Source organism: Bacillus sp. UMB0728 (genome assembly GCF_002858875.1).
Lineage (GTDB): Bacteria > Bacillota > Bacilli > Bacillales > Cytobacillaceae > Bacillus_AB > Bacillus_AB infantis.
This window is the reverse complement of record NZ_PKLA01000004.1, coordinates 520,329-537,459: the sequence shown is the minus strand read 5'-3', so window position 1 is coordinate 537,459 and position 17,131 is coordinate 520,329. Positions and strand designations below refer to the sequence as shown.

Below are 17,131 nucleotides of genomic sequence, written 5' to 3'. Positions count from 1 at the left end.
GCCTATAAATGGGGCTGTTGATTTGCGTTCCAGGCACTCCGCTTTCCGCGGGGCGACGCTGAGCCTCCTCAGAGCAAGCTCTTGCGGGGTCTCAGCCTTGCCGCTATCTCCCGCAGGAGTCTGCGTGCCTTGCACTCCAATCAACAGGCTTAAATACTTAATGCCGCTGTTCCAATGTTCTAAAAAATAATGACTGCAGACAAACCCGATTTATATCAGGTTTGTCTGTTTTTTTATCCAAACAAAGAAGCAATCCCCTGATATCCAAAATAGATTCCGAAAAGAATAAGCGACAGTCCGGAAAGCATGCTGATGATGATGATCGCTTTTGAGGTCAGGAACCGCCTGAATCCGCTCGTCAGGCCTGCCACAAAAATGTCCCAAAGGCCCAGTCCGATAAAAATCATGAGGCTGTAGACAAGAAGCTGGCCTGTCCCAAAGGAGGACGCCGTTTTGGCCAAAACCGATCCGTAAATCCCCAGCCAAAACAAAATCGACAGCGGGCTTGAAACCGACATGATGAATCCGGTGAAAAAGCATTTGAACAGCGATTCTTTGCTCCGTATGTAAGTGACAGATATTTTATTGGCATTCATCGTGCCTTCGATTCCGGAATAAAGAAGAATAAAACCGCCGAACAGCCACAGAAAGGTTTGAATCATAGGGGAGTCAAGGAATTGCACGAGTCCGAGATAGACGATCAGCATATAAACCCCGTCAGCGATCATCGATCCCGCGCCGACAATCCATGCGTGCCAAAATCCGTTTTTCAGCCCCTTTTCCAGCCTGACAGCATTGACAGGGCCGATCGGCGCCGCCAGTGAAAGTCCTAAAACGATATAGCTGATGTATATTCCAATGCTCAATGATATCACTCGCCTATTCAAGGATTAGCCCGGAAGGACTTGTACAATTTTATGCAGCAAACACAGAGGGTAGGACCGCAAATCTTAAAATCTCCAGCTTTGTGTTTTTGGAATAATATGAAATTAGTCTGTTCTCTTCCTGGTCGGCATATGGTATAGTAGCTTATGAAAATAGCATATTTTGGCACTGGGGGTGCCGGTAGAGGCCGGCTGAGAGTAAGACCCGTTTTTAGTCTTTGACCCTTTTATACCTGATCTGGTTCGTACCAGCGGAGGGAAGTGTAGATGGCTTTTATTTGTCATACATACGCGGACTCCTTTTGCAGGAGTCCGCTTTTTAGCTTCTGCAGAAGAAAGATGCGGCAGCTGTATGCCATTTTTTGGCCTGGCATGCCCCCGGTGCAATATGCAAGGGGGGTTTTTGCTGTGAAAAAATAAACGCATGAAAAAATAGTGTGCAGATAACTTGATGTCTTTATTTTGAAAAATGCAAGAAAGTTTCTATTAGATTTTATTCACTGCTGGGGGAGCTTTACAGGCTGAGAAAGGAAAATCCTAAACCCTTGGAACCTGATCTGATTAATGTCAGCGTAGGGAAGCAGCCGGCATGGCCTGCTTCCTCCGTAAAAAACTGCCCTGAGGCACAAAGATGGAGGAGGAAGAAGTATGAAAGATTTATATCAAATGAATAGACTGTTTTTTTCAGGAAGCCGGAAAGTATATGTAAACGGCATCAGGGACGATATAAAGGTCCCGGTCAGGGAAATAATCCAGGAAAGCACGAGGACTGCTATTGGAACAGAGGACAATCCGCCTGTTTGTGTATATGACACGAGCGGCCCTTATTCTGATCCTGATTTTGAGATAGATATAACGAAAGGTTTGCCCCGGGTAAGGGAAGGCTGGATTGAGGAGCGGAAGGATGCGGAAGCTTATCAAGGCAGAGTGCAGAAGCCGGAGGATAACGGGCTTCGGGCCGGGACCGAAGTTTCTTATGCAGACATTTTCCCGAATAAAGCCCCCTTCCCTCTCAAGGCAAAAGAGGGCAGGAATGTGACTCAGCTGCATTATGCCCGGAAAGGGGTCATTACACCTGAAATGGAGTTCATCGCCATCAGGGAAAATCTGGATCCTGAATTCGTCAGGAGCGAGGTGGCAAGCGGAAGGGCGATCATTCCTGCCAATATCAATCACCCGGAGGCGGAACCGATGATCATCGGCCGCCATTTTCATGTGAAGGTCAATGCAAATATCGGCAATTCGGCTGTTTCTTCCTCCATAGCGGAAGAAGTGGAAAAAATGACCTGGGCAGTGCACTGGGGGGCAGATACGATTATGGATCTTTCCACCGGGAAGAACATCCATGAAACCCGTGAATGGGTCATCCGCAATTCTCCAGTTCCTGTTGGGACTGTACCGATTTATCAGGCACTTGAAAAGGTGAAGGGGATTGCCGGGGATCTGACCTGGGACATATACAGGGATACCTTGATAGAGCAGGCTGAACAGGGAGTGGATTATTTTACAATCCATGCAGGGGTGCTGCTCCGCTATATTCAGCTGACTGCCGAAAGGACGACAGGTATTGTATCCAGGGGAGGGTCGATCATGGCCCAATGGTGCCTCCAGCATCATAAAGAGAATTTCCTGTATACGCATTTTGAGGAAATCTGTGAAATTTTAAAAGCTTACGATATTTCCATCTCTCTCGGAGATGGGCTGCGTCCGGGTTCTATAGCAGATGCGAATGATGAGGCTCAATTTGCGGAGCTAGAAACGCTCGGAGAGTTAACTGAAATAGCCTGGAAGCATGATGTCCAGGTGATGATCGAGGGGCCGGGGCATGTTCCGATGCATAAGATCAAAGAGAATGTAGATAAGCAGATGGAAATTTGCAAGGAGGCGCCATTTTATACGCTTGGCCCACTGACGACAGATATAGCCCCGGGATATGATCATATTACATCCGCAATAGGAGCAGCGATGATCGGATGGTTTGGCACTAGTATGCTTTGCTATGTAACGCCAAAGGAGCATCTTGGGCTTCCGGATAAAAACGATGTCAGGGAAGGGGTGATTGCTTATAAAATTGCAGCTCACGCCGCAGATCTAGCCAAAGGCCATCCCGGTGCCCAGGTTCGGGACGATGCATTGTCAAAGGCCAGGTTCGATTTCAGGTGGAACGACCAGTTCAATTTATCCCTGGATCCTGAACGGGCGCGGGCATACCATGATGAAACCCTGCCGGCCGAGGGGGCAAAAACCGCCCATTTCTGTTCTATGTGCGGCCCTAAATTTTGTTCTATGCGCATTTCCAAGGATATCCGCCAGATGGCCAAAGGTCAGGGGAAAACCGTTTCAGAGGCAATTGAGGATGCAATGGAGCAAAAAGCCGGGGAGTTTGCCAGCCGTGGCTCATCCATCTATTGAACATAGAAGAAATACTGAAGTTTGGAAAATGGAAGAGCAGATCATCTATATGCAGCAAAAGATCCGGGGGCTGGAAAAGCAAATTTCAGAGATACAGAGAAGCTGCTCCCATATCTATTATGAGGCAGATGGATACAGGACCTGCACAAAATGCCGCAAGAGCGAATCGGTCCACTATTGAATAAGACAAAGGCTTGCCAGGATATCCCGGCAGGCCTTTGTCTATTCGCTGGACTGTTTTTCCATTTGCCTTTGTATGCTGCCGTAAGTAGGCAGATAAACAATGCCGATGCTCCATGCAGCAGCAGCCGTGAACTTCCAGCTGCCTGTCAGAACCGAAATGATGATGAACAAAAGAAACAGGCCGGCAGAAATATATTTGAGTCTAATAAGTGCTGATTGAGGATTTTTATACAAGGGTAATCACTCCTAATGTTATTTGCTTCTTATACTCTTCGAAGATGCAAAAGGTTCAAAGCTTAATAACTTTTGTAGAGGAACGTGCATTCGCTTTTTCCAGGTGATAAAATAGGAGAAAAGCGCTGAAAGGGAACATTATGAAGGAAATTACATTTATTCATGCAGCAGACCTGCATCTGGACAGCCCTATGCTCGGGCTTTCCAGCCTGCAGGATGATTTATTCGATAAAATTAAAGAAAGCACATTTGCCGCTCTGAAAAATATAGTGGATGCTGCCCTTGCAAGGAAGGTGGACTTTGTCATTCTGGCAGGAGATTTGTTTGACGGTGAAGACAGGAGCATAAAGGCACAGGCAAGGCTGCGAAAGGAAATGAACCGCCTTGCGGAAAAGAATATACCTGTTTACGCAGTCCATGGAAATCATGACCATTTTGAGGGCACCTGGTCCCACATCAGTCTGCCGGACAATGTACATATTTTCCCTCACCAGCCAAGTGAGGAAAGCTATACAGCACCAAATGGGACAACGGTCAGCCTGCATGGCTTCAGCTACCCGAGGAGGCATGTTTCCGAGAGGATGATCAGCCAGTATCCGGTTCGGGGAATGTCGGACTTCCATATCGGCATCCTGCATGGCAGCCTTGAAGGGGAGACCGGCCATGGCCGCTATGCCCCGTTTATTTTAAAAGAGCTGCTGGATAAGGAATACGACTACTGGGCTCTGGGCCATATCCATAAAAGAATGGTTCTGAATGCTGAGCCGCCGGTCATCTATCCGGGAAATACTCAGGGGCGCAGCCGGAAGGAAAGCGGGGCGAAAGGCTGCTACCATGTCACACTGAATGAAGCAGGGGCAGATTTTGAATTTCTTCAATGCCACAGCTTCCGCTGGGAGCAGAGAACAGTCGATATCAGCGGACTATCAGCATTTGATGAGGTCTACAGCAGGTGCCTTCAAGCTGTTGAAGAAGAGCGGAAGAATGGCGGTGTCATTCTTGAACTTTTCCTGGAGGGGGCATCACTCAGTCCGCAGGATATGAATGCTGTGGCCGGGGGTGAACTGCTCTCACTCCTTCAAGAGGAAGAGGTAGGGAATATGCCATTTGTATGGGTGAGCGCAGTTATAGCCGAAGAGCAGCAGAGCTGGGACAGAAATCAGCTGAGGGAAAAAGCAGATTTTTTCAGCGGGCTGTTTGCTGCTGCGGACGGGTTTGAAGATTTTGAAGAAAGCTTGGGAAGCCTTTACAGCCACCCGCTGGCAAGAAGGTATGCAGAAAGTATGGAGGAGGGGGAAAAGGCAGTGCTTTTAAAAGAAGCGGAAGAGATGCTGCTGGGGCTCCTTTACAAAAATGACTGAAAGGCAGCGCAGGGAAGGGGAACAGCTCTATGAAAATACTTGAAATCCATATATACGGCTACGGCAAACTTGAAGATGCTGTCTATTCCGGCATTGGAGATTTCCAGGTCTTCTTTGGCGAAAATGAAGCAGGCAAATCTACCATCATGTCTTTTATACACAGCATCCTGTTTGGCTTTCCCTCCAGGCAGCAGGCTGAGCTCAGATATGAACCGAAATTTGGGGCGAAATACGGAGGCAGGATCACAGCTTCCTTCCCTGGAAGGGGAAAAGCAGTCATCGAGCGGGTAAAAGGAAAATCAGCAGGAGATGTAAGTGTGGTGATGGAGACTGGGGAACGAGGAGGGGAAGAGCTCCTTGGCGAACTCCTTTCACATGTAGATAAAACGCTTTTCCAGGCCATTTTTTCATTCAATCTCCATGGGCTGCAGAATGTCCACTCCATGAAAAATGAAGAGCTGAGCAAATTCCTTTTTTCCGCCGGTGCTATAGGGTCTGATCGTCTGGCAGCTGCAGAAAACAAAATACAGAAAGAAATGGAAGGGCTTTTTAGGCCGGGCGGGAAAATCCCTGTTTTGAATGACCAGCTGAAAAAACTGAAGCAGCTGCATGCTGATCTTAAAAAAGCAGAACAGAAAAACGGACAATATTGGGCCATGGCGGCTGAGCGGAAGGCTGCTGCCGCGAGGATTGAAAGCCTGCGCAATGAAGCAGATGCATTAGGGGTCCGGCTCTATCAGCTGGAAGAGTGGATGCGTATGGGCCCGGTCCATAAAAAGGTGCAGCTTTTAAGGCAGGAAGCAGAAGCCGGTACAGGGGGGCGTTTTCCTCCGGGAGGGCTGGAGAAACTGGAGCAGCTGAACCAAAATGAAATCCCGCTGAAGGGAAGGGATGCGAGCCTTTCAGCCAGGCTTGCTGCCCTTAGGGAAGAGGCAGGGAAGATCAGCCCGGATCAGCTGGTCCTTGATCATGAAAAAGAGATCCTGTCACTTCACGAAAAGATGCCTGCATACGGACAGCTTGTCCAGCAGGCTAAGCAGGCTTCCTATAAAATCAGGAAGCTGGAGGAAGAGTCGGATCAATTGAAGGACAGGCTTCATCTGCGCTTGTCAGATGAAGAGCTGGAACAGGCAGATATAAGCATCTTCATGCAGGAAAAAACTGCTGAGGCACAGCGCAAAAAGCAGAGGCTTGCAGAAAAGCGTGCGGAGCTTGATGAACGCTTCTCGGAAGAAAAGGACAGGCTGGTCAGCTTGGAAGAGGAATTAAATCAGGTGAATGCCGCTCTCCTGCCTGATGAAGAGCTGGGAGAAATCCGCCGCCGGCTTGCGGGGGAATCTGATCCCGAGAGTCTTCTGAGAAAAAGGGAAGACCTTGAGGGAAGGTCAGCCTTCCTGAAGAATGCAATCCGGCATGACAAAGCATCGCAGCAAAAACAGCGTGCAGCAGTAAAGATTCAGGCGCTGATGGTTGCGCTCATCTGTGCCGGGCTGATTGCCTGGGGCCTGGCAGATAGCCAATGGGAGTTTATGCTTGCAGCTATACCAGGATTTGCTTTTATTGCCTGGCTTTTATTGAAAAAAGAAGACAACAGCCCATCGAGATTTCTAAAGGAAGAGCTTATTTCCATTGAGAAAAGCATGGAAGAACTGGATGAACGCATAAAAAGTCCGCAGGCGGAAGGGGCGTTTTACCTGAAAGAGCGGATTGAAAAGGACAGGCAGCTTAGGGAACGCCAGCTGCAGCTGAATGTCAGGCTGCAGCAGCAGAATGAGCAATATGATAAAGTCATTGCTGCTTTTGAAATATGGGAGGAAGAATCCGCCCATGCAGACAGCCTTCTTGCAGAACTCGGCAGGCAGCTGTTCATTCCTGCTTCCTTGGCACAGTCCCATGTCCATGATGCTTTCATGCTGCTGGAAAAGCTGAAATCGGTCAGGCGTGAGCTCCGCCATGAAAAAGCGGAGGCAGCTGCTGCTGAGAAAGCTGCTGCTGAAATTGCTGGACTCGCCAATAGGCTTGCAGAGCTCATCCTAGAAGAAGCAGGAGACAGTGTGCAGGAGACAGCCTTTACTTTGAAAAAACGGCTGCTGGAGGCTCAGGGCAAATGGAATGAGCTTAAAGCAAAGGAAGCTGCCATACAGGAGCTGAAAGAAGAGAAAGAGCAATGTGTTCGAGAGCTGGCTTACATCAGTGAAGAAAAAGAAAAGCTGTTCTTGACTGCTGAGGCAGGCACAGAGGGGGATTTCATTGAAAAAGGGATTCATGCAGTAAAGCAGGAAGAGCTGCAGGAAGAAATCAGGCATCTGGACAGGCAGCTGAAGCTTTCTTCCTTAACGGAAAAGGAAAGGGTTGAGTTCTCTGCCATTCCTGCTCCTGAAGCGGAAATTGCACGCTGCAGAGAAACCCTGGACGATATCAAAAAAGAACTCCCTCAGCTTCAGGATAAAGTGGCATCGCTGAACCATGAAATTGCCATGATCGAGGAAGGCGGCTTATACAGCGACCTGCTGCATAGATTTTCCCTTGCAAAGAGCGAGTTCAATGAAGGGGCGAGAAAGTGGGCCAAATATGCATTGGCCAGAAAGCTCCTTGAGAATACCGCTGAAGCGTACAAGCAAGAATATATGCCGGAGATGCTGGGAAAGGCGGAAGAATTTCTTTCCGTACTGACAGGCGGGCACTATGTCCGCATCACTCCAAAAGAAGAGGGGGCAGGACTTCTCGTGGAGAAAGGCGATGGCACCCTTTTCGAAGCCAATGAACTCAGCCAGGCAACGGCTGAGCAGGTGTATGTTTCCATCAGGCTGGCCTTGGCGGCAGCCATCTATAAAAGATACTCATTCCCTATCATCATCGATGACAGCTTCGTCAATTTCGATCATGTAAGAACCAGGAGGATGATTGAGCTCCTGAGGGGTCTGAGGGGCCATCAGATATTGTTTTTTACCTGCCAAAGGCATCTGCTTGAACACTTTCATCCAGATGAGGCGGCAGACCTTCAGGGCAGGAAAGTACAGCTCGCTGATAATTGAAATCAGGCTCTCTTCTTATCAGTCACATCGGCATCAGTCCCTTGCACGCAAGGGGCTTTTTGCTGTGTTCCAATTCTGGACAGCGGATGCTGCATAAAATCCGGAGAGGGATTGCCCCTGCTCATAAATTGCCAGGGGAGACGAATCGTTCAGCCTGCTATACTGAATGCCTGGTATGTTATAATATTTTCATAGAAGGGAGCGTCGGTAGACCTATGAATAAGGGGATTATGAATTACGAGGTTGGAGAGCAGGCAGAGCTGTTCATGCTGATTAAAAGCTCGACGAAAGGAATTGCCAGCAATGGCAAACCATTCTTATCGCTCGTCTTCCAGGATCAGAGCGGCGATATAGAAGCAAAGCTCTGGGATGCTTCTGAAGAAGATGTTAAAAGCTACTCTCCTGAAACGATTGTTAAAGTTGCAGGCGATATCCAGAATTACCGGGGCCGGAGCCAATTGCGGATCCGCCAGATCCGGACGGCCTCACCATCTGATTCTGTCAAACTGGCAGACTTCCTGGAGACAGCACCGATCGGCACAGATGAAATGACCAGCAAAATTACACAGTATATATTCGAGATGAAGAATCCGAATATCCAGCGTATCACAAGGCATCTGATCAAAAAGCATAATGAGGCATTCCTTCATTATCCGGCAGCAACAAAGAACCATCATGAATTTGTTTCCGGACTGGCTTACCATGTCGTGAGCATGCTGGATCTGGCCAAGGCGATTTCAGGCCTTTATCCAAGCCTTGATAAGGATCTTTTGTATGCCGGGGTTATTCTCCATGATCTTGGAAAGGTAATTGAGCTTTCCGGGCCGATTTCGACTTCTTATACGGTGGAAGGAAATCTGCTAGGCCATATTACGATCATGGTGACTGAAATCGGCAAGGCTGCAGATGAACTGGGTATCTCAGGTGAAGAGGTGCTTGTGCTCCAGCATCTGGTCCTTTCCCATCATGGCAAAGCAGAATGGGGCAGCCCGAAGCCGCCGCTGATCAAAGAGGCGGAAATCCTCCATTATATAGATAATCTGGATGCAAAGATGAATATGATGGACAGGGCCTTGGAGAGAGTGAAGCCGGGAGAATATACAGAACGTGTATTTGCACTTGATAACCGTGCCTTCTATAAGCCGGTATTCCATAAATGATATCTGCAGTAAAATACCCCGTGCCAAAATGGCCGGGGTATTTTGATTGTGGTGCAATTTACCAAAAAAATAGGCGTAGTCCGGAAATCCTGTCATGCCGGCAATTGGAAAGTCCGGAAAAAATAAATCATTTTTTTAGAAATTATTACCATGTCATTATTGAACCAAATAATCCATAATATAACCATTATAGATAAAGGGGGAAATGTGAATGTTTAAAGCTGAAAGAGGATCAATGGAAGAGGCTTTGTATATTTTGCAGAATATTGGACTGCAGCTTAATGAATATGAAAAAACGAACTCAAACATTCCAGTGAAAAATTACAAGGAATTATTGGAATTCAGCATTTCCATTGCGAGGAAAACAACAGAAGTTTCTGAAACCATTGATGAAATGATCGGGGACATTGAATCCCAACTATAAAACTGCAGGCGGATTGAATTATGGACACTTTATTAGTATACAGTTAAGCAGCTGAACCTCAAATATGACGGTCAGCTGTTTTTTTTGTATAAAAAGCAGCTTCGTACTTATATACCCTTAAGGGGAAAGGTTAAACCTACAAATAGAATTTTATTTAAGCATATTTTAATTCTGACAGCCATATACATAAGCTACAAAGAAAAGATGGGACAGCCCTTCATGGAAAGGAGACAATAAAGCAATGATTCCAATTTGGGTATACCTGGTTGCAGCAGGGATTATCATAAGCGCCATAATGGCTGTAAAGACCGGGAAAGAAGAGCGCAGGGAAGAAAGGGAAGGAATAGAAAGTGAAGGTGAAATATACATGAAAAGGCTCGAGAGGGAGAAGGAAGAGCGGAAATCAGCTTCACGTTCTCTTTCGTGAAAAAAAAAGGCAGATCCATGGGATCTGCCTTTTCATCTGGATTATTATTGTGCAGCTGCCTCATTATCCAGGCTGCCTTCAAGGTCTTCATCCTTGAATTTCACGTTTGCATCTTTCAGTTCACGGTCCATTGCGGCTTGGATTTTTTCACCATCAAGCTTGGACACTTTTACTTCGTATTCCATTTTTTCCTTCATTTCCTCGAAGGATTTCTTTTCTTTTTTCTCGGTAGTCTGGATGATATGGTAGCCATGCTCAGTTTTAACCGGCTCGCTTATTTCATTTACATCCAGTGCGTAGGCTGCTTCTTCGAACTCAGGCACCATCTTGCCGGCACCGAACCAGCCAAGATCTCCTCCGTTTGCTGCAGAGCCTGGATCTTGTGAATATTCAGTAGCCAGGTCTTCAAATTTTGCACCTTCATCAAGCTTTTTCTTTACTTCCTTGGCCGTTTTTTCATCTTCCACAAGAATGTGGCGGGCCTTGATTTCAGGCTTATAGTTATCATAGTATTCTTTCACTTCTTTTTCAGTTGCCTCTACATCCTTGATGGCTGCCTTTTCCTGAAGAAGGCCGGTCTTGAATGTTTCCTTCAGATCTTCTTCATCTTCATAGCCATACTGGGCCAATGCCATTTCAAAGTTTGCGCCAAGCTGCTGTTTAAGCTCATCGATTTTTTCATTAAGCTCTTCATCTGTAACTTTATACTTTTCAGACAATACCTTTTTATAAACAAGCTCCTGGATGGCCTGTTCGCCCACCTTGTCCTTCATTGCATTATATAGCTCGTCCTTTGTAATATCGCCTGCTTTTGTTTCAACTACAACTTCTGAGCTGTCTTCTGCATTGGAGCTGCATGCACTCAGACCGATAACCCCTGCAGCTATGGAAAGGGATAGCATCCATTTTTTCATGTTGAACACTCCTAAAGTTTTTTGAATTTGCTGTAATACACAACCATTACTATAACACATATTCCAATTAGAGCAAAAACAATATCTGAATCCTTTTAGAAATTCTTTCAAAAAATGGGTGTTTTGCCTATGCCGGATATTTCTCTCCGGACATAAGATATGGAGTAGAAAGGGAAAGTAAAAATCAAAATACATCAGCCCTTTCTTTCTATTAACAAGATCTTGGGGACTCCCGGTATAAGCCTGATGGGCCCCAATGTTCGTTGAATAGCATGAAGTAACAGCCTTAAAGGAGGTGTTACCGTGGGATACGCATATGGCGGTGGTTTCGCGTTGATTGTTGTTCTGTTCATCTTGTTAATTATTGTAGGTGCAGCCTGGCTGTAAGACTGCCTTAGTCCTTAAGGCATTTACGGTGAGCAATGCACTGTCCAATTATTGAAAGGGGGATTAATTATGTCCGGTGGAGCAGGTTACGGCGGAGGTTTCGCGTTGATTGTAGTCCTATTTATTCTCCTGATTATTATCGGGGCTTCCTGGCTGTAATAGCAGGCCTTCGTTTAAGCAAGAATATAAAATTAAAAGCGGTGGGGGAATCCCTCACCGCTTTTAACCATTGTTTATTTTGCTGAAATCCTTGATCTGCAGGGCATGCCCCCGCCTGGCAATCTTCGCAGCATATGAAAGCTATATGTAGAATTATGCAAACAGCAGCTCCACGAAAGAGGATACCAAAAGGATCGTGATCAGGATATTGATGGTCCTGAACACCTTTGGCTGTTTCTCTTCAGGGATTTCCTTCTGCAGACAAAGGGAATTCGTCATCTTGTTGATATAGAACAATATGAAAATAGCAAACAGGATAAAAACGGAGATCATCTGACTATTCCCTCCTTGATGACAGACTTTTATATGATACATACAATAACAAAAAAAAGGCAAAAAAGATAGTAATAAGGACGGCCTGATCTGCTCATTATATTCAGCCGGGCCAGCTTATATGAAGGCTGTGTTAGTGTACCTTGCTGATTTTGGGCTCATGCGTGTGAAGCTTTATTTCGCGACGCATGAGCCCAAAATCAACAGCAATGAGGGGATGCTTCCGTGAAATTAAAGAGGCAGCCTCTGCAGCTGCCTGTCTAATGCGCCCTGTAGACCAGGATCTCGATTCCCTCTTCATTCTCTTCTATATAGGCCTGCTGCGGAGCAGTGCATATATTTTTCATGCAGAGCATATCTGAGAAGCAAAGTCCTGCATGATATGCGAGCAGCATGGTAATATAATGTACATAATGAGGAAAGTGCCAGCAGGCCGCAAGCAGAATTCCGTTGATGATGACAAAAGGGGCCAATAAAGCGACGATGAATACCGTCTTTGAAATTGGTTCAGTCACCCTGACATGAATCAGCGGAATGCCGAGCCTGAATGAAACCTTCTTTTGCACCCTTTTTCCAAGATGGGCAACAGGGAGGAAGTGCAGCAGCTTATGAATGGGATATATCAGCCAAAAGCAGGCAATAAAAACAAAGAAATAATTATCGTAAAAAGAAGATTGCTCAAAATAATAAGATGCAGGCACGTATAGGAATATAAACGTTATGATCATGGTAATGGAAGACAGGATAAATATTCTCTGGGATCCATAGTCTTTTGTGTAATTGATCGTCTTCCAGCAGTTCATCGTATCAGCCTCCGAAGAGTATTCATGCAGTTTTTCTAAAAAACTCACAAGGGATACTTTACGATGATTAGAATAAAAAATCAATAATAAAAAAACGACATTTTTCACCAATTTGATTGTATAATTAGCTATGCGAAGAAAATGCATAAAATAGAACGGGCTATTCAAAGCGGGGACTCTTTCATGAATATCGGGGAACTATTAGAACGAATTGAAAAACTGGAATATCATCAGAAGCTTTTATTGATGATGGCTTCCGGGCAGACATTGCCATTCTACAGAATGGTTGTCGAAAAATCGCTGGATCAAAAAGAGGTAACACAATTCTTCTACCTTTGTGATAAACTGAGCAAAGAACTGGAAGAGCAAAAAGCGGAAGGGTTTGTTTACTTTCATCCGCTTTATACAGAATTTAAGCATAAGCTCCATCCATCTCTTAAACCTGAGATGGTGATCCCGGCCTGCCTCAGGCAGAACCTGTTCATGGATCTTATGTCCGAACTCAAAAAGTATCTGTAGTCTAAACGATTTCTTTCTCTGCGGTCTCTTTTTTCTTCAGCTTGCCTTCTTCATCCACAAATTCGCCTTCTATATTGGCAAAGGACTTTTCAAATATCTCCATAAAGTCATCTCCATAAATATTGCGGACGATCGCCATGACTTCAACAAAATCCGGAAACTTCCCGTACAGATCCCTCAAAGGCATTGCACCTGAAAAGACGGCGTTGGTTTCAGGCTCATAACTCTCCATCAGTTCAAGTAAAACGCTTTCACCCTTTTCAGTCAGCTGAATATACGTATTTCTTTTGTCAGTTTCTTTTTTTGAGAATTTCAGAAGGCCCCTTTCTTCGAGTTTTTTAGAGAAATTAAAGGCTGTTGACACATGCATAACACCGAACTTGGCCACATCAGAGATGGAGGCGCCGTTCAAATGGTACGCAATCCAGATGATATGGTGCTCGTTGATATTCAGGTCAAACGGCTTGATCCATTGCTGCCAGTCTTTCTCAATCGATTTCCATAAAGCCTTGCTGATTTGAGCTATCCGTTGGCTAAAAAGCATCGCTTCCTTCATTGAATAATGTTTTTCCGTCATCTATAAATCCACCTACTTTTTTATTCTCTATTATCATTATGCCAATAAAACAAAAATTAATAAAGGTATAAATATACAAAATTTTTAGAAAATCAGCCTAATAAATATTATATTAGGTGTTAAGGGGCATTACAGCAAGGGTTTATTATAAGAACGGCTAAAATAACAATTTTTATAATATATTACTTTTCTGCCTAAAATGAAAAAATCCTTCTTAAATTGAAGGATTTTTCTTCAAAAAAGAAGGATTTTTTATTATCTTTACTGAGACCCGGATTTTGAACTTCCGATTGAATTTTCCAGCTCTGTCAATGACTGCTCGATTGATTGAAGATCTCTTTGCAGTTCCAGCTTTTGCGGGCGGATTGCGTTCTGCCAGTCAGAAACTGAGTGCTTTATATCAGATACAAATTCACCCAGGTGTGATTTCCCCTGGATCGAAGCATAGGAAGCGGATCTTTTCAGTTCCATGAAATCTGTCTTGAGCTCCGCCAGCTGGCTGCCGACTGCTTCTTTATTGTCTTTGATCATCTTCCGGGTGTCCTTGCCTGAGGCTGGAGCAGACAGCAATGTGCTGATGCCGGCCGCCGTTCCTCCGATCAGGAATCCCAGCAATAAGGATTTGGCTTTCATCAATTATCACCTCTGAGTTTCTTTTTATATCAATTCTGCATTTTACAACATATTCCTCTATGGTCAGGCTATTATGTTACTTTTCCTTTATCACAACTTCTCATTGTTTAAACATGGCCGGGGCATTTGTTCATAGGGATCTCTTATCCTGAATAAAGATAAAATAGCGGGTATTTCACCGGAAGGGGCGGTTGTATGAACGGAGCGGCATCACTGTTATTTGCCTTGTGCGGGGTTTTGTTCCTTGGGGCGGTGTATTATATGCTGGCTTCCAAAAAGCCTGGCGTATATCCTCCTAAATCGATTCAAAAGAAAAGGGCAGGGGCGCTTGCGGGGGCGGGAGCTGTTTTCTTTCTGCTGGCTTTTATTTTGACTGGATTTTCCTAATGAAAAATGCTCGGAAAAGGTTTTTGAACACTTACCTGCATCCAATCTTAAGATTAAATTCTAAGGCTACTGGTTGGAACGTGGCTGTTAATTTCCGTTCCAGGCACTTCGCTTTCCGCGGGGCGGAGTTGAGCCCCCTCACCGCAAGCGGCTGCGGGGTCTCAACTCTTCCGCTATTTCCCGCAGGAGTCTACGTGCCCTGCACTCCAATTAACAGGGGTTTTAAAATTTTATTGTATCTGTAATATTCATGGTAGGTAATTAAATTGACTACGCGTGTGTAAACACATCAAAAAGAAAAAGGGAAACGGAAGATAAAACATCGTCCATAACCCTTTTTCTTTTCTCTATTTCAAGAGAGGTTTTATGTGTGGCTTGCTGTCAGTTTTGTTCTTTTGATGATGCTCATGGCAACCGGGTAAAGGATAATCATCGCAACTGTATTGACAGCCGCTGCAGGAAGGACCACAGCCACGAACAATGCGGCAAAGGTTCCCGGCAATCCTGCAATCAAAAGAGCGGAAGTCAGGAACACTGCTCCTGAAATAATGGTGCCGGCAGCAGTCAGGACCGCTGCTGAAACTACTGAACCATTAAACTTCTTGACTGCTAAAAACAAACCGAAAAATACAAAAGCAGTGATAGGCTTATCGATGATGTTTGGGATCTGTCCTGCAGGAAAAGTAGTCGTCAGGGCGGAAATCAGTCCTGTCGCAAGGCCCAGCAAAAGCACACTTTTCTTTTCAGGAAAAAGGATAATCCCGAGGAACATCATGGTGAGCATCATGTCAGGTTTCATTCCCAGGAAAAATCCCGGAACAACGGCATGAAGGACGGCACCCATTCCGATAAGCAATGATAAAGCAACTAAATTCTTTGTATTCAATTCTAACCTCTCCTCTTCTCAGCTATTCTCGCTCTTTCTCTTCCTGCAGTGCACTCTTGCCTGCAGCGAAAAGTTACTCGTATTATACCACACTATCAATTAAGATGAAACGGAATATGTTTCTGTTCAGTTATTATTTTTGAATTTTCTCATAAAATCAGCTAATTTCTCAGCATGCTCAAGCGGGACGGCGTTATAGATGGATGCCCGGCAGCCGCCGATTGATCTGTGGCCATTCAGTCCCACGAATCCCGCTTCTTTGGCTGCATGGAGAAATTGGCCTGCAGCTTCTTTAGTATGAAGGTTAAATGTGATATTCATTTGAGAGCGGCTGTCCTTTCTGCTGTGCCCCTGATAAAATCCTTCGCTGTCATCGATGCTGCTGTATATCAGCTCTGCTTTCTGCTTGTTCCTTTCAGCGATAGCGGCAAGCCCGCCTTCTTTTTCCACCCACTCGAGCACCAGCATCAGCATATAAATGGCAAGCGTCGGAGGTGTATTATAAAGAGATTGACTCTTGCTGTGGGTGAAATAGTCGAGCATGACGGGAAGGTCCCCGCGCGGTCCTGAAAGCAGGCTTTTTTTCAAAATCACTACAGTTACGCCTGATGGGCCTAAATTCTTTTGGGCCCCGGCATAGATGATATCGAATTTGCTTACATCTATTTCTCTGCTCATGATGTCGCTTGACATATCGGCAGCAAGAGGGACATTTGTTTCAGGAAAATCCTGCCACTGTGTACCGTAAATTGTGTTGTTGCTCGTAAGGTGGAGATATGCAGCGTCTTTCAGGTCAGCCAGGCCTGAAAGCTCTGGTATATAACGGTATGTATCTTCTTTGCTGGATGCAGCTGATGCTGTTTTGCCGATTTTGGCAGCTTCCTTCATGGCTTTTTCAGCCCATGAACCTGTCAGTGCGTAATAGCCTGTTTTGCCCTCTGCCAAAAGATTCATCGGCAGCATGGTAAATTGAAGGCTGGCCCCTCCCTGGAGAAAGAGGACCTCATAATCATCCGGCACACCAAGAAGCCGCCGAAGCAGAGTTTTCGCCCCTTCATGCACCTCCTCATATTCCCGGCTCCTGTGGCTGAGCTCCATCACACCCATTCCTGTTCCATTAAAATTAAGCCAGTTCCGCTGTGCCTCCTCCAGTACAGAAAGAGGGAGGGCGGCCGGACCGGCATTGAAATTCAATGCACGCTTCATCATCTTACCTCCCTATAGTGCTTTAAAGAATAAAAACTTTATTCCATCCTATCAGAAACAGAACGAAAGTAAACAAAAAAGTGGGAATGTTTTAAAAATGATAAAAAGGAATACTTTACAGTTGTTTTATCAGTCTGAATTTTGAGGCACATTTTGAATCAAAAGGGTATCAGGTAAGGGGGCCCCCTTAAAAATGAGCAGCCTCGC

20 protein-coding genes and 2 riboswitches are annotated in these 17,131 nt (G+C 45.4%); of the genes, 11 read left to right on the top strand and 9 right to left on the bottom strand.

From position 1 onward, the window contains the following. Positions 1-233 precede the first annotated feature (233 nt). Positions 234-866 (bottom strand): LysE family transporter, encoded by a 633-nt coding sequence (locus CYJ37_RS18455; RefSeq protein WP_101550987.1) that lies wholly within the window; start codon positions 864-866, stop codon positions 234-236. A gap of 179 nt (positions 867-1,045) precedes the next feature. After that, positions 1,046-1,161: riboswitch (TPP riboswitch) on the top strand. 218 nt (positions 1,162-1,379) lie between these two features. Beyond that, positions 1,380-1,480: riboswitch (TPP riboswitch) on the top strand. Between the two features lie 52 nt (positions 1,481-1,532). On the opposite strand from CYJ37_RS18455, the gene thiC reads away from it, so the two are divergent. Both thiC and CYJ37_RS26910 read left to right on the top strand, forming a co-directional pair. Beyond that, on the top strand, positions 1,533-3,296 hold the full coding sequence (thiC, locus tag CYJ37_RS18450) for a phosphomethylpyrimidine synthase ThiC (RefSeq protein ID WP_101550985.1): 1,764 nt from the start codon (positions 1,533-1,535) through the stop codon (positions 3,294-3,296). Further along, positions 3,277-3,477 (top strand): hypothetical protein, encoded by a 201-nt coding sequence (locus tag CYJ37_RS26910; RefSeq protein ID WP_142385282.1) that lies wholly within the window; start codon positions 3,277-3,279, stop codon positions 3,475-3,477. Before thiC ends, CYJ37_RS26910 begins: the two co-directional genes overlap by 20 nt. A 41-nt stretch (positions 3,478-3,518) precedes the next feature. On the opposite strand, the gene CYJ37_RS18445 is transcribed toward CYJ37_RS26910, so the two are convergent. Next, on the bottom strand, positions 3,519-3,713 hold the full coding sequence (locus tag CYJ37_RS18445; protein ID WP_101550983.1) for a hypothetical protein: 195 nt from the start codon (positions 3,711-3,713) through the stop codon (positions 3,519-3,521). Between the two features lie 140 nt (positions 3,714-3,853). Between CYJ37_RS18445 and CYJ37_RS18440 the strand changes: the two genes are divergently transcribed. From CYJ37_RS18440 to CYJ37_RS18420, 5 genes are all read left to right on the top strand, one after another. Beyond that, on the top strand, positions 3,854-5,074 hold the full coding sequence (locus CYJ37_RS18440; protein ID WP_009793922.1) for a metallophosphoesterase family protein: 1,221 nt from the start codon (positions 3,854-3,856) through the stop codon (positions 5,072-5,074). A 29-nt stretch (positions 5,075-5,103) separates the two neighbouring features. Then, complete coding sequence (locus tag CYJ37_RS18435) at positions 5,104-8,109, top strand: AAA family ATPase (RefSeq protein ID WP_101550981.1); 3,006 nt, start codon at positions 5,104-5,106, stop codon at positions 8,107-8,109. A gap of 215 nt (positions 8,110-8,324) precedes the next feature. Next, the gene (gene yhaM, locus CYJ37_RS18430; RefSeq protein WP_009793918.1) at positions 8,325-9,269 is read left to right on the top strand and encodes a 3'-5' exoribonuclease YhaM; all 945 of its coding nucleotides are present in this window, start codon (positions 8,325-8,327) and stop codon (positions 9,267-9,269) included. A 211-nt stretch (positions 9,270-9,480) separates the two neighbouring features. Further along, positions 9,481-9,693 carry a hypothetical protein gene (locus CYJ37_RS18425; RefSeq protein ID WP_009793917.1) on the top strand — a complete coding sequence of 71 codons (213 nt, stop codon included), beginning with the start codon at positions 9,481-9,483 and terminating at the stop codon, positions 9,691-9,693. Positions 9,694-9,934: 241 nt separating this feature from the next. After that, positions 9,935-10,120 carry a sporulation YhaL family protein gene (locus tag CYJ37_RS18420; RefSeq protein WP_009793916.1) on the top strand — a complete coding sequence of 62 codons (186 nt, stop codon included), beginning with the start codon at positions 9,935-9,937 and terminating at the stop codon, positions 10,118-10,120. 44 nt (positions 10,121-10,164) lie between these two features. Here CYJ37_RS18420 and CYJ37_RS18415 read toward each other — a convergent pair whose 3' ends face one another. Further along, the gene (locus CYJ37_RS18415) at positions 10,165-11,034 is read right to left on the bottom strand and encodes a peptidylprolyl isomerase (protein ID WP_009793915.1); all 870 of its coding nucleotides are present in this window, start codon (positions 11,032-11,034) and stop codon (positions 10,165-10,167) included. A gap of 303 nt (positions 11,035-11,337) precedes the next feature. Here CYJ37_RS18415 and CYJ37_RS18410 point away from each other — a divergent pair, with 303 nt between their 5' ends. Continuing rightward, entirely contained in the window at positions 11,338-11,421 is an 84-nt protein-coding gene (locus tag CYJ37_RS18410) for a YjcZ family sporulation protein (protein ID WP_022543564.1), read from the top strand. A gap of 69 nt (positions 11,422-11,490) precedes the next feature. Then, positions 11,491-11,580 carry a YjcZ family sporulation protein gene (locus CYJ37_RS18405; RefSeq protein WP_022543565.1) on the top strand — a complete coding sequence of 30 codons (90 nt, stop codon included), beginning with the start codon at positions 11,491-11,493 and terminating at the stop codon, positions 11,578-11,580. Positions 11,581-11,733: 153 nt separating this feature from the next. Here the strand turns inward: CYJ37_RS18405 and CYJ37_RS18400 are convergent, their stop codons facing one another. Beyond that, positions 11,734-11,913: a hypothetical protein gene (locus CYJ37_RS18400; RefSeq protein WP_009793914.1), complete on the bottom strand. Its 180-nt coding sequence runs from the start codon at positions 11,911-11,913 to the stop codon at positions 11,734-11,736. 260 nt (positions 11,914-12,173) lie between these two features. Further along, entirely contained in the window at positions 12,174-12,716 is a 543-nt protein-coding gene (locus CYJ37_RS18395) for a DUF3267 domain-containing protein (protein ID WP_022543567.1), read from the bottom strand. A gap of 183 nt (positions 12,717-12,899) precedes the next feature. Between CYJ37_RS18395 and CYJ37_RS18390 the strand changes: the two genes are divergently transcribed. Beyond that, on the top strand, positions 12,900-13,235 hold the full coding sequence (locus CYJ37_RS18390) for a YhaI family protein (protein ID WP_022543568.1): 336 nt from the start codon (positions 12,900-12,902) through the stop codon (positions 13,233-13,235). Between the two features lies 1 nt (position 13,236). Here CYJ37_RS18390 and CYJ37_RS18385 read toward each other — a convergent pair whose 3' ends face one another. Continuing rightward, positions 13,237-13,812 (bottom strand): HTH-type transcriptional regulator Hpr, encoded by a 576-nt coding sequence (locus CYJ37_RS18385; RefSeq protein WP_009793979.1) that lies wholly within the window; start codon positions 13,810-13,812, stop codon positions 13,237-13,239. Between the two features lie 261 nt (positions 13,813-14,073). Next, the gene (locus CYJ37_RS18380; RefSeq protein WP_101550979.1) at positions 14,074-14,445 is read right to left on the bottom strand and encodes a YtxH domain-containing protein; all 372 of its coding nucleotides are present in this window, start codon (positions 14,443-14,445) and stop codon (positions 14,074-14,076) included. Positions 14,446-14,640: 195 nt separating this feature from the next. Here CYJ37_RS18380 and CYJ37_RS18375 point away from each other — a divergent pair, with 195 nt between their 5' ends. Then, entirely contained in the window at positions 14,641-14,832 is a 192-nt protein-coding gene (locus CYJ37_RS18375) for a hypothetical protein (protein WP_009793977.1), read from the top strand. 364 nt (positions 14,833-15,196) lie between these two features. Here CYJ37_RS18375 and CYJ37_RS18370 read toward each other — a convergent pair whose 3' ends face one another. Then, positions 15,197-15,718, bottom strand: a complete 522-nt coding sequence (locus tag CYJ37_RS18370) for a tryptophan transporter (protein WP_009793976.1) — start codon at positions 15,716-15,718, stop codon at positions 15,197-15,199. Positions 15,719-15,844: 126 nt separating this feature from the next. Beyond that, complete coding sequence (serC, locus tag CYJ37_RS18365) at positions 15,845-16,924, bottom strand: 3-phosphoserine/phosphohydroxythreonine transaminase (protein ID WP_101550977.1); 1,080 nt, start codon at positions 16,922-16,924, stop codon at positions 15,845-15,847. Between the last annotated feature and the right edge of the window lie 207 nt (positions 16,925-17,131).

Coding starts and splice junctions, on each gene's coding strand:
- thiC (WP_101550985.1), top strand. CDS start 1,533: ATGAAAGATTTATATCAAATGAATAGACTGTTTTTTTCAGGAAGCCGG.
- CYJ37_RS18440 (WP_009793922.1), top strand. CDS start 3,854: ATGAAGGAAATTACATTTATTCATGCAGCAGACCTGCATCTGGACAGC.
- CYJ37_RS18435 (WP_101550981.1), top strand. CDS start 5,104: ATGAAAATACTTGAAATCCATATATACGGCTACGGCAAACTTGAAGAT.
- yhaM (WP_009793918.1), top strand. CDS start 8,325: ATGAATAAGGGGATTATGAATTACGAGGTTGGAGAGCAGGCAGAGCTG.
- CYJ37_RS18425 (WP_009793917.1), top strand. CDS start 9,481: ATGTTTAAAGCTGAAAGAGGATCAATGGAAGAGGCTTTGTATATTTTG.
- CYJ37_RS18420 (WP_009793916.1), top strand. CDS start 9,935: ATGATTCCAATTTGGGTATACCTGGTTGCAGCAGGGATTATCATAAGC.
- CYJ37_RS18415 (WP_009793915.1), bottom strand. CDS start 11,034: ATGAAAAAATGGATGCTATCCCTTTCCATAGCTGCAGGGGTTATCGGT.
- CYJ37_RS18405 (WP_022543565.1), top strand. CDS start 11,491: ATGTCCGGTGGAGCAGGTTACGGCGGAGGTTTCGCGTTGATTGTAGTC.
- CYJ37_RS18400 (WP_009793914.1), bottom strand. CDS start 11,913: ATGATCTCCGTTTTTATCCTGTTTGCTATTTTCATATTGTTCTATATC.
- CYJ37_RS18395 (WP_022543567.1), bottom strand. CDS start 12,716: ATGAACTGCTGGAAGACGATCAATTACACAAAAGACTATGGATCCCAG.
- CYJ37_RS18390 (WP_022543568.1), top strand. CDS start 12,900: ATGAATATCGGGGAACTATTAGAACGAATTGAAAAACTGGAATATCAT.
- CYJ37_RS18385 (WP_009793979.1), bottom strand. CDS start 13,812: ATGACGGAAAAACATTATTCAATGAAGGAAGCGATGCTTTTTAGCCAA.
- CYJ37_RS18380 (WP_101550979.1), bottom strand. CDS start 14,445: ATGAAAGCCAAATCCTTATTGCTGGGATTCCTGATCGGAGGAACGGCG.
- CYJ37_RS18375 (WP_009793977.1), top strand. CDS start 14,641: ATGAACGGAGCGGCATCACTGTTATTTGCCTTGTGCGGGGTTTTGTTC.
- serC (WP_101550977.1), bottom strand. CDS start 16,924: ATGAAGCGTGCATTGAATTTCAATGCCGGTCCGGCCGCCCTCCCTCTT.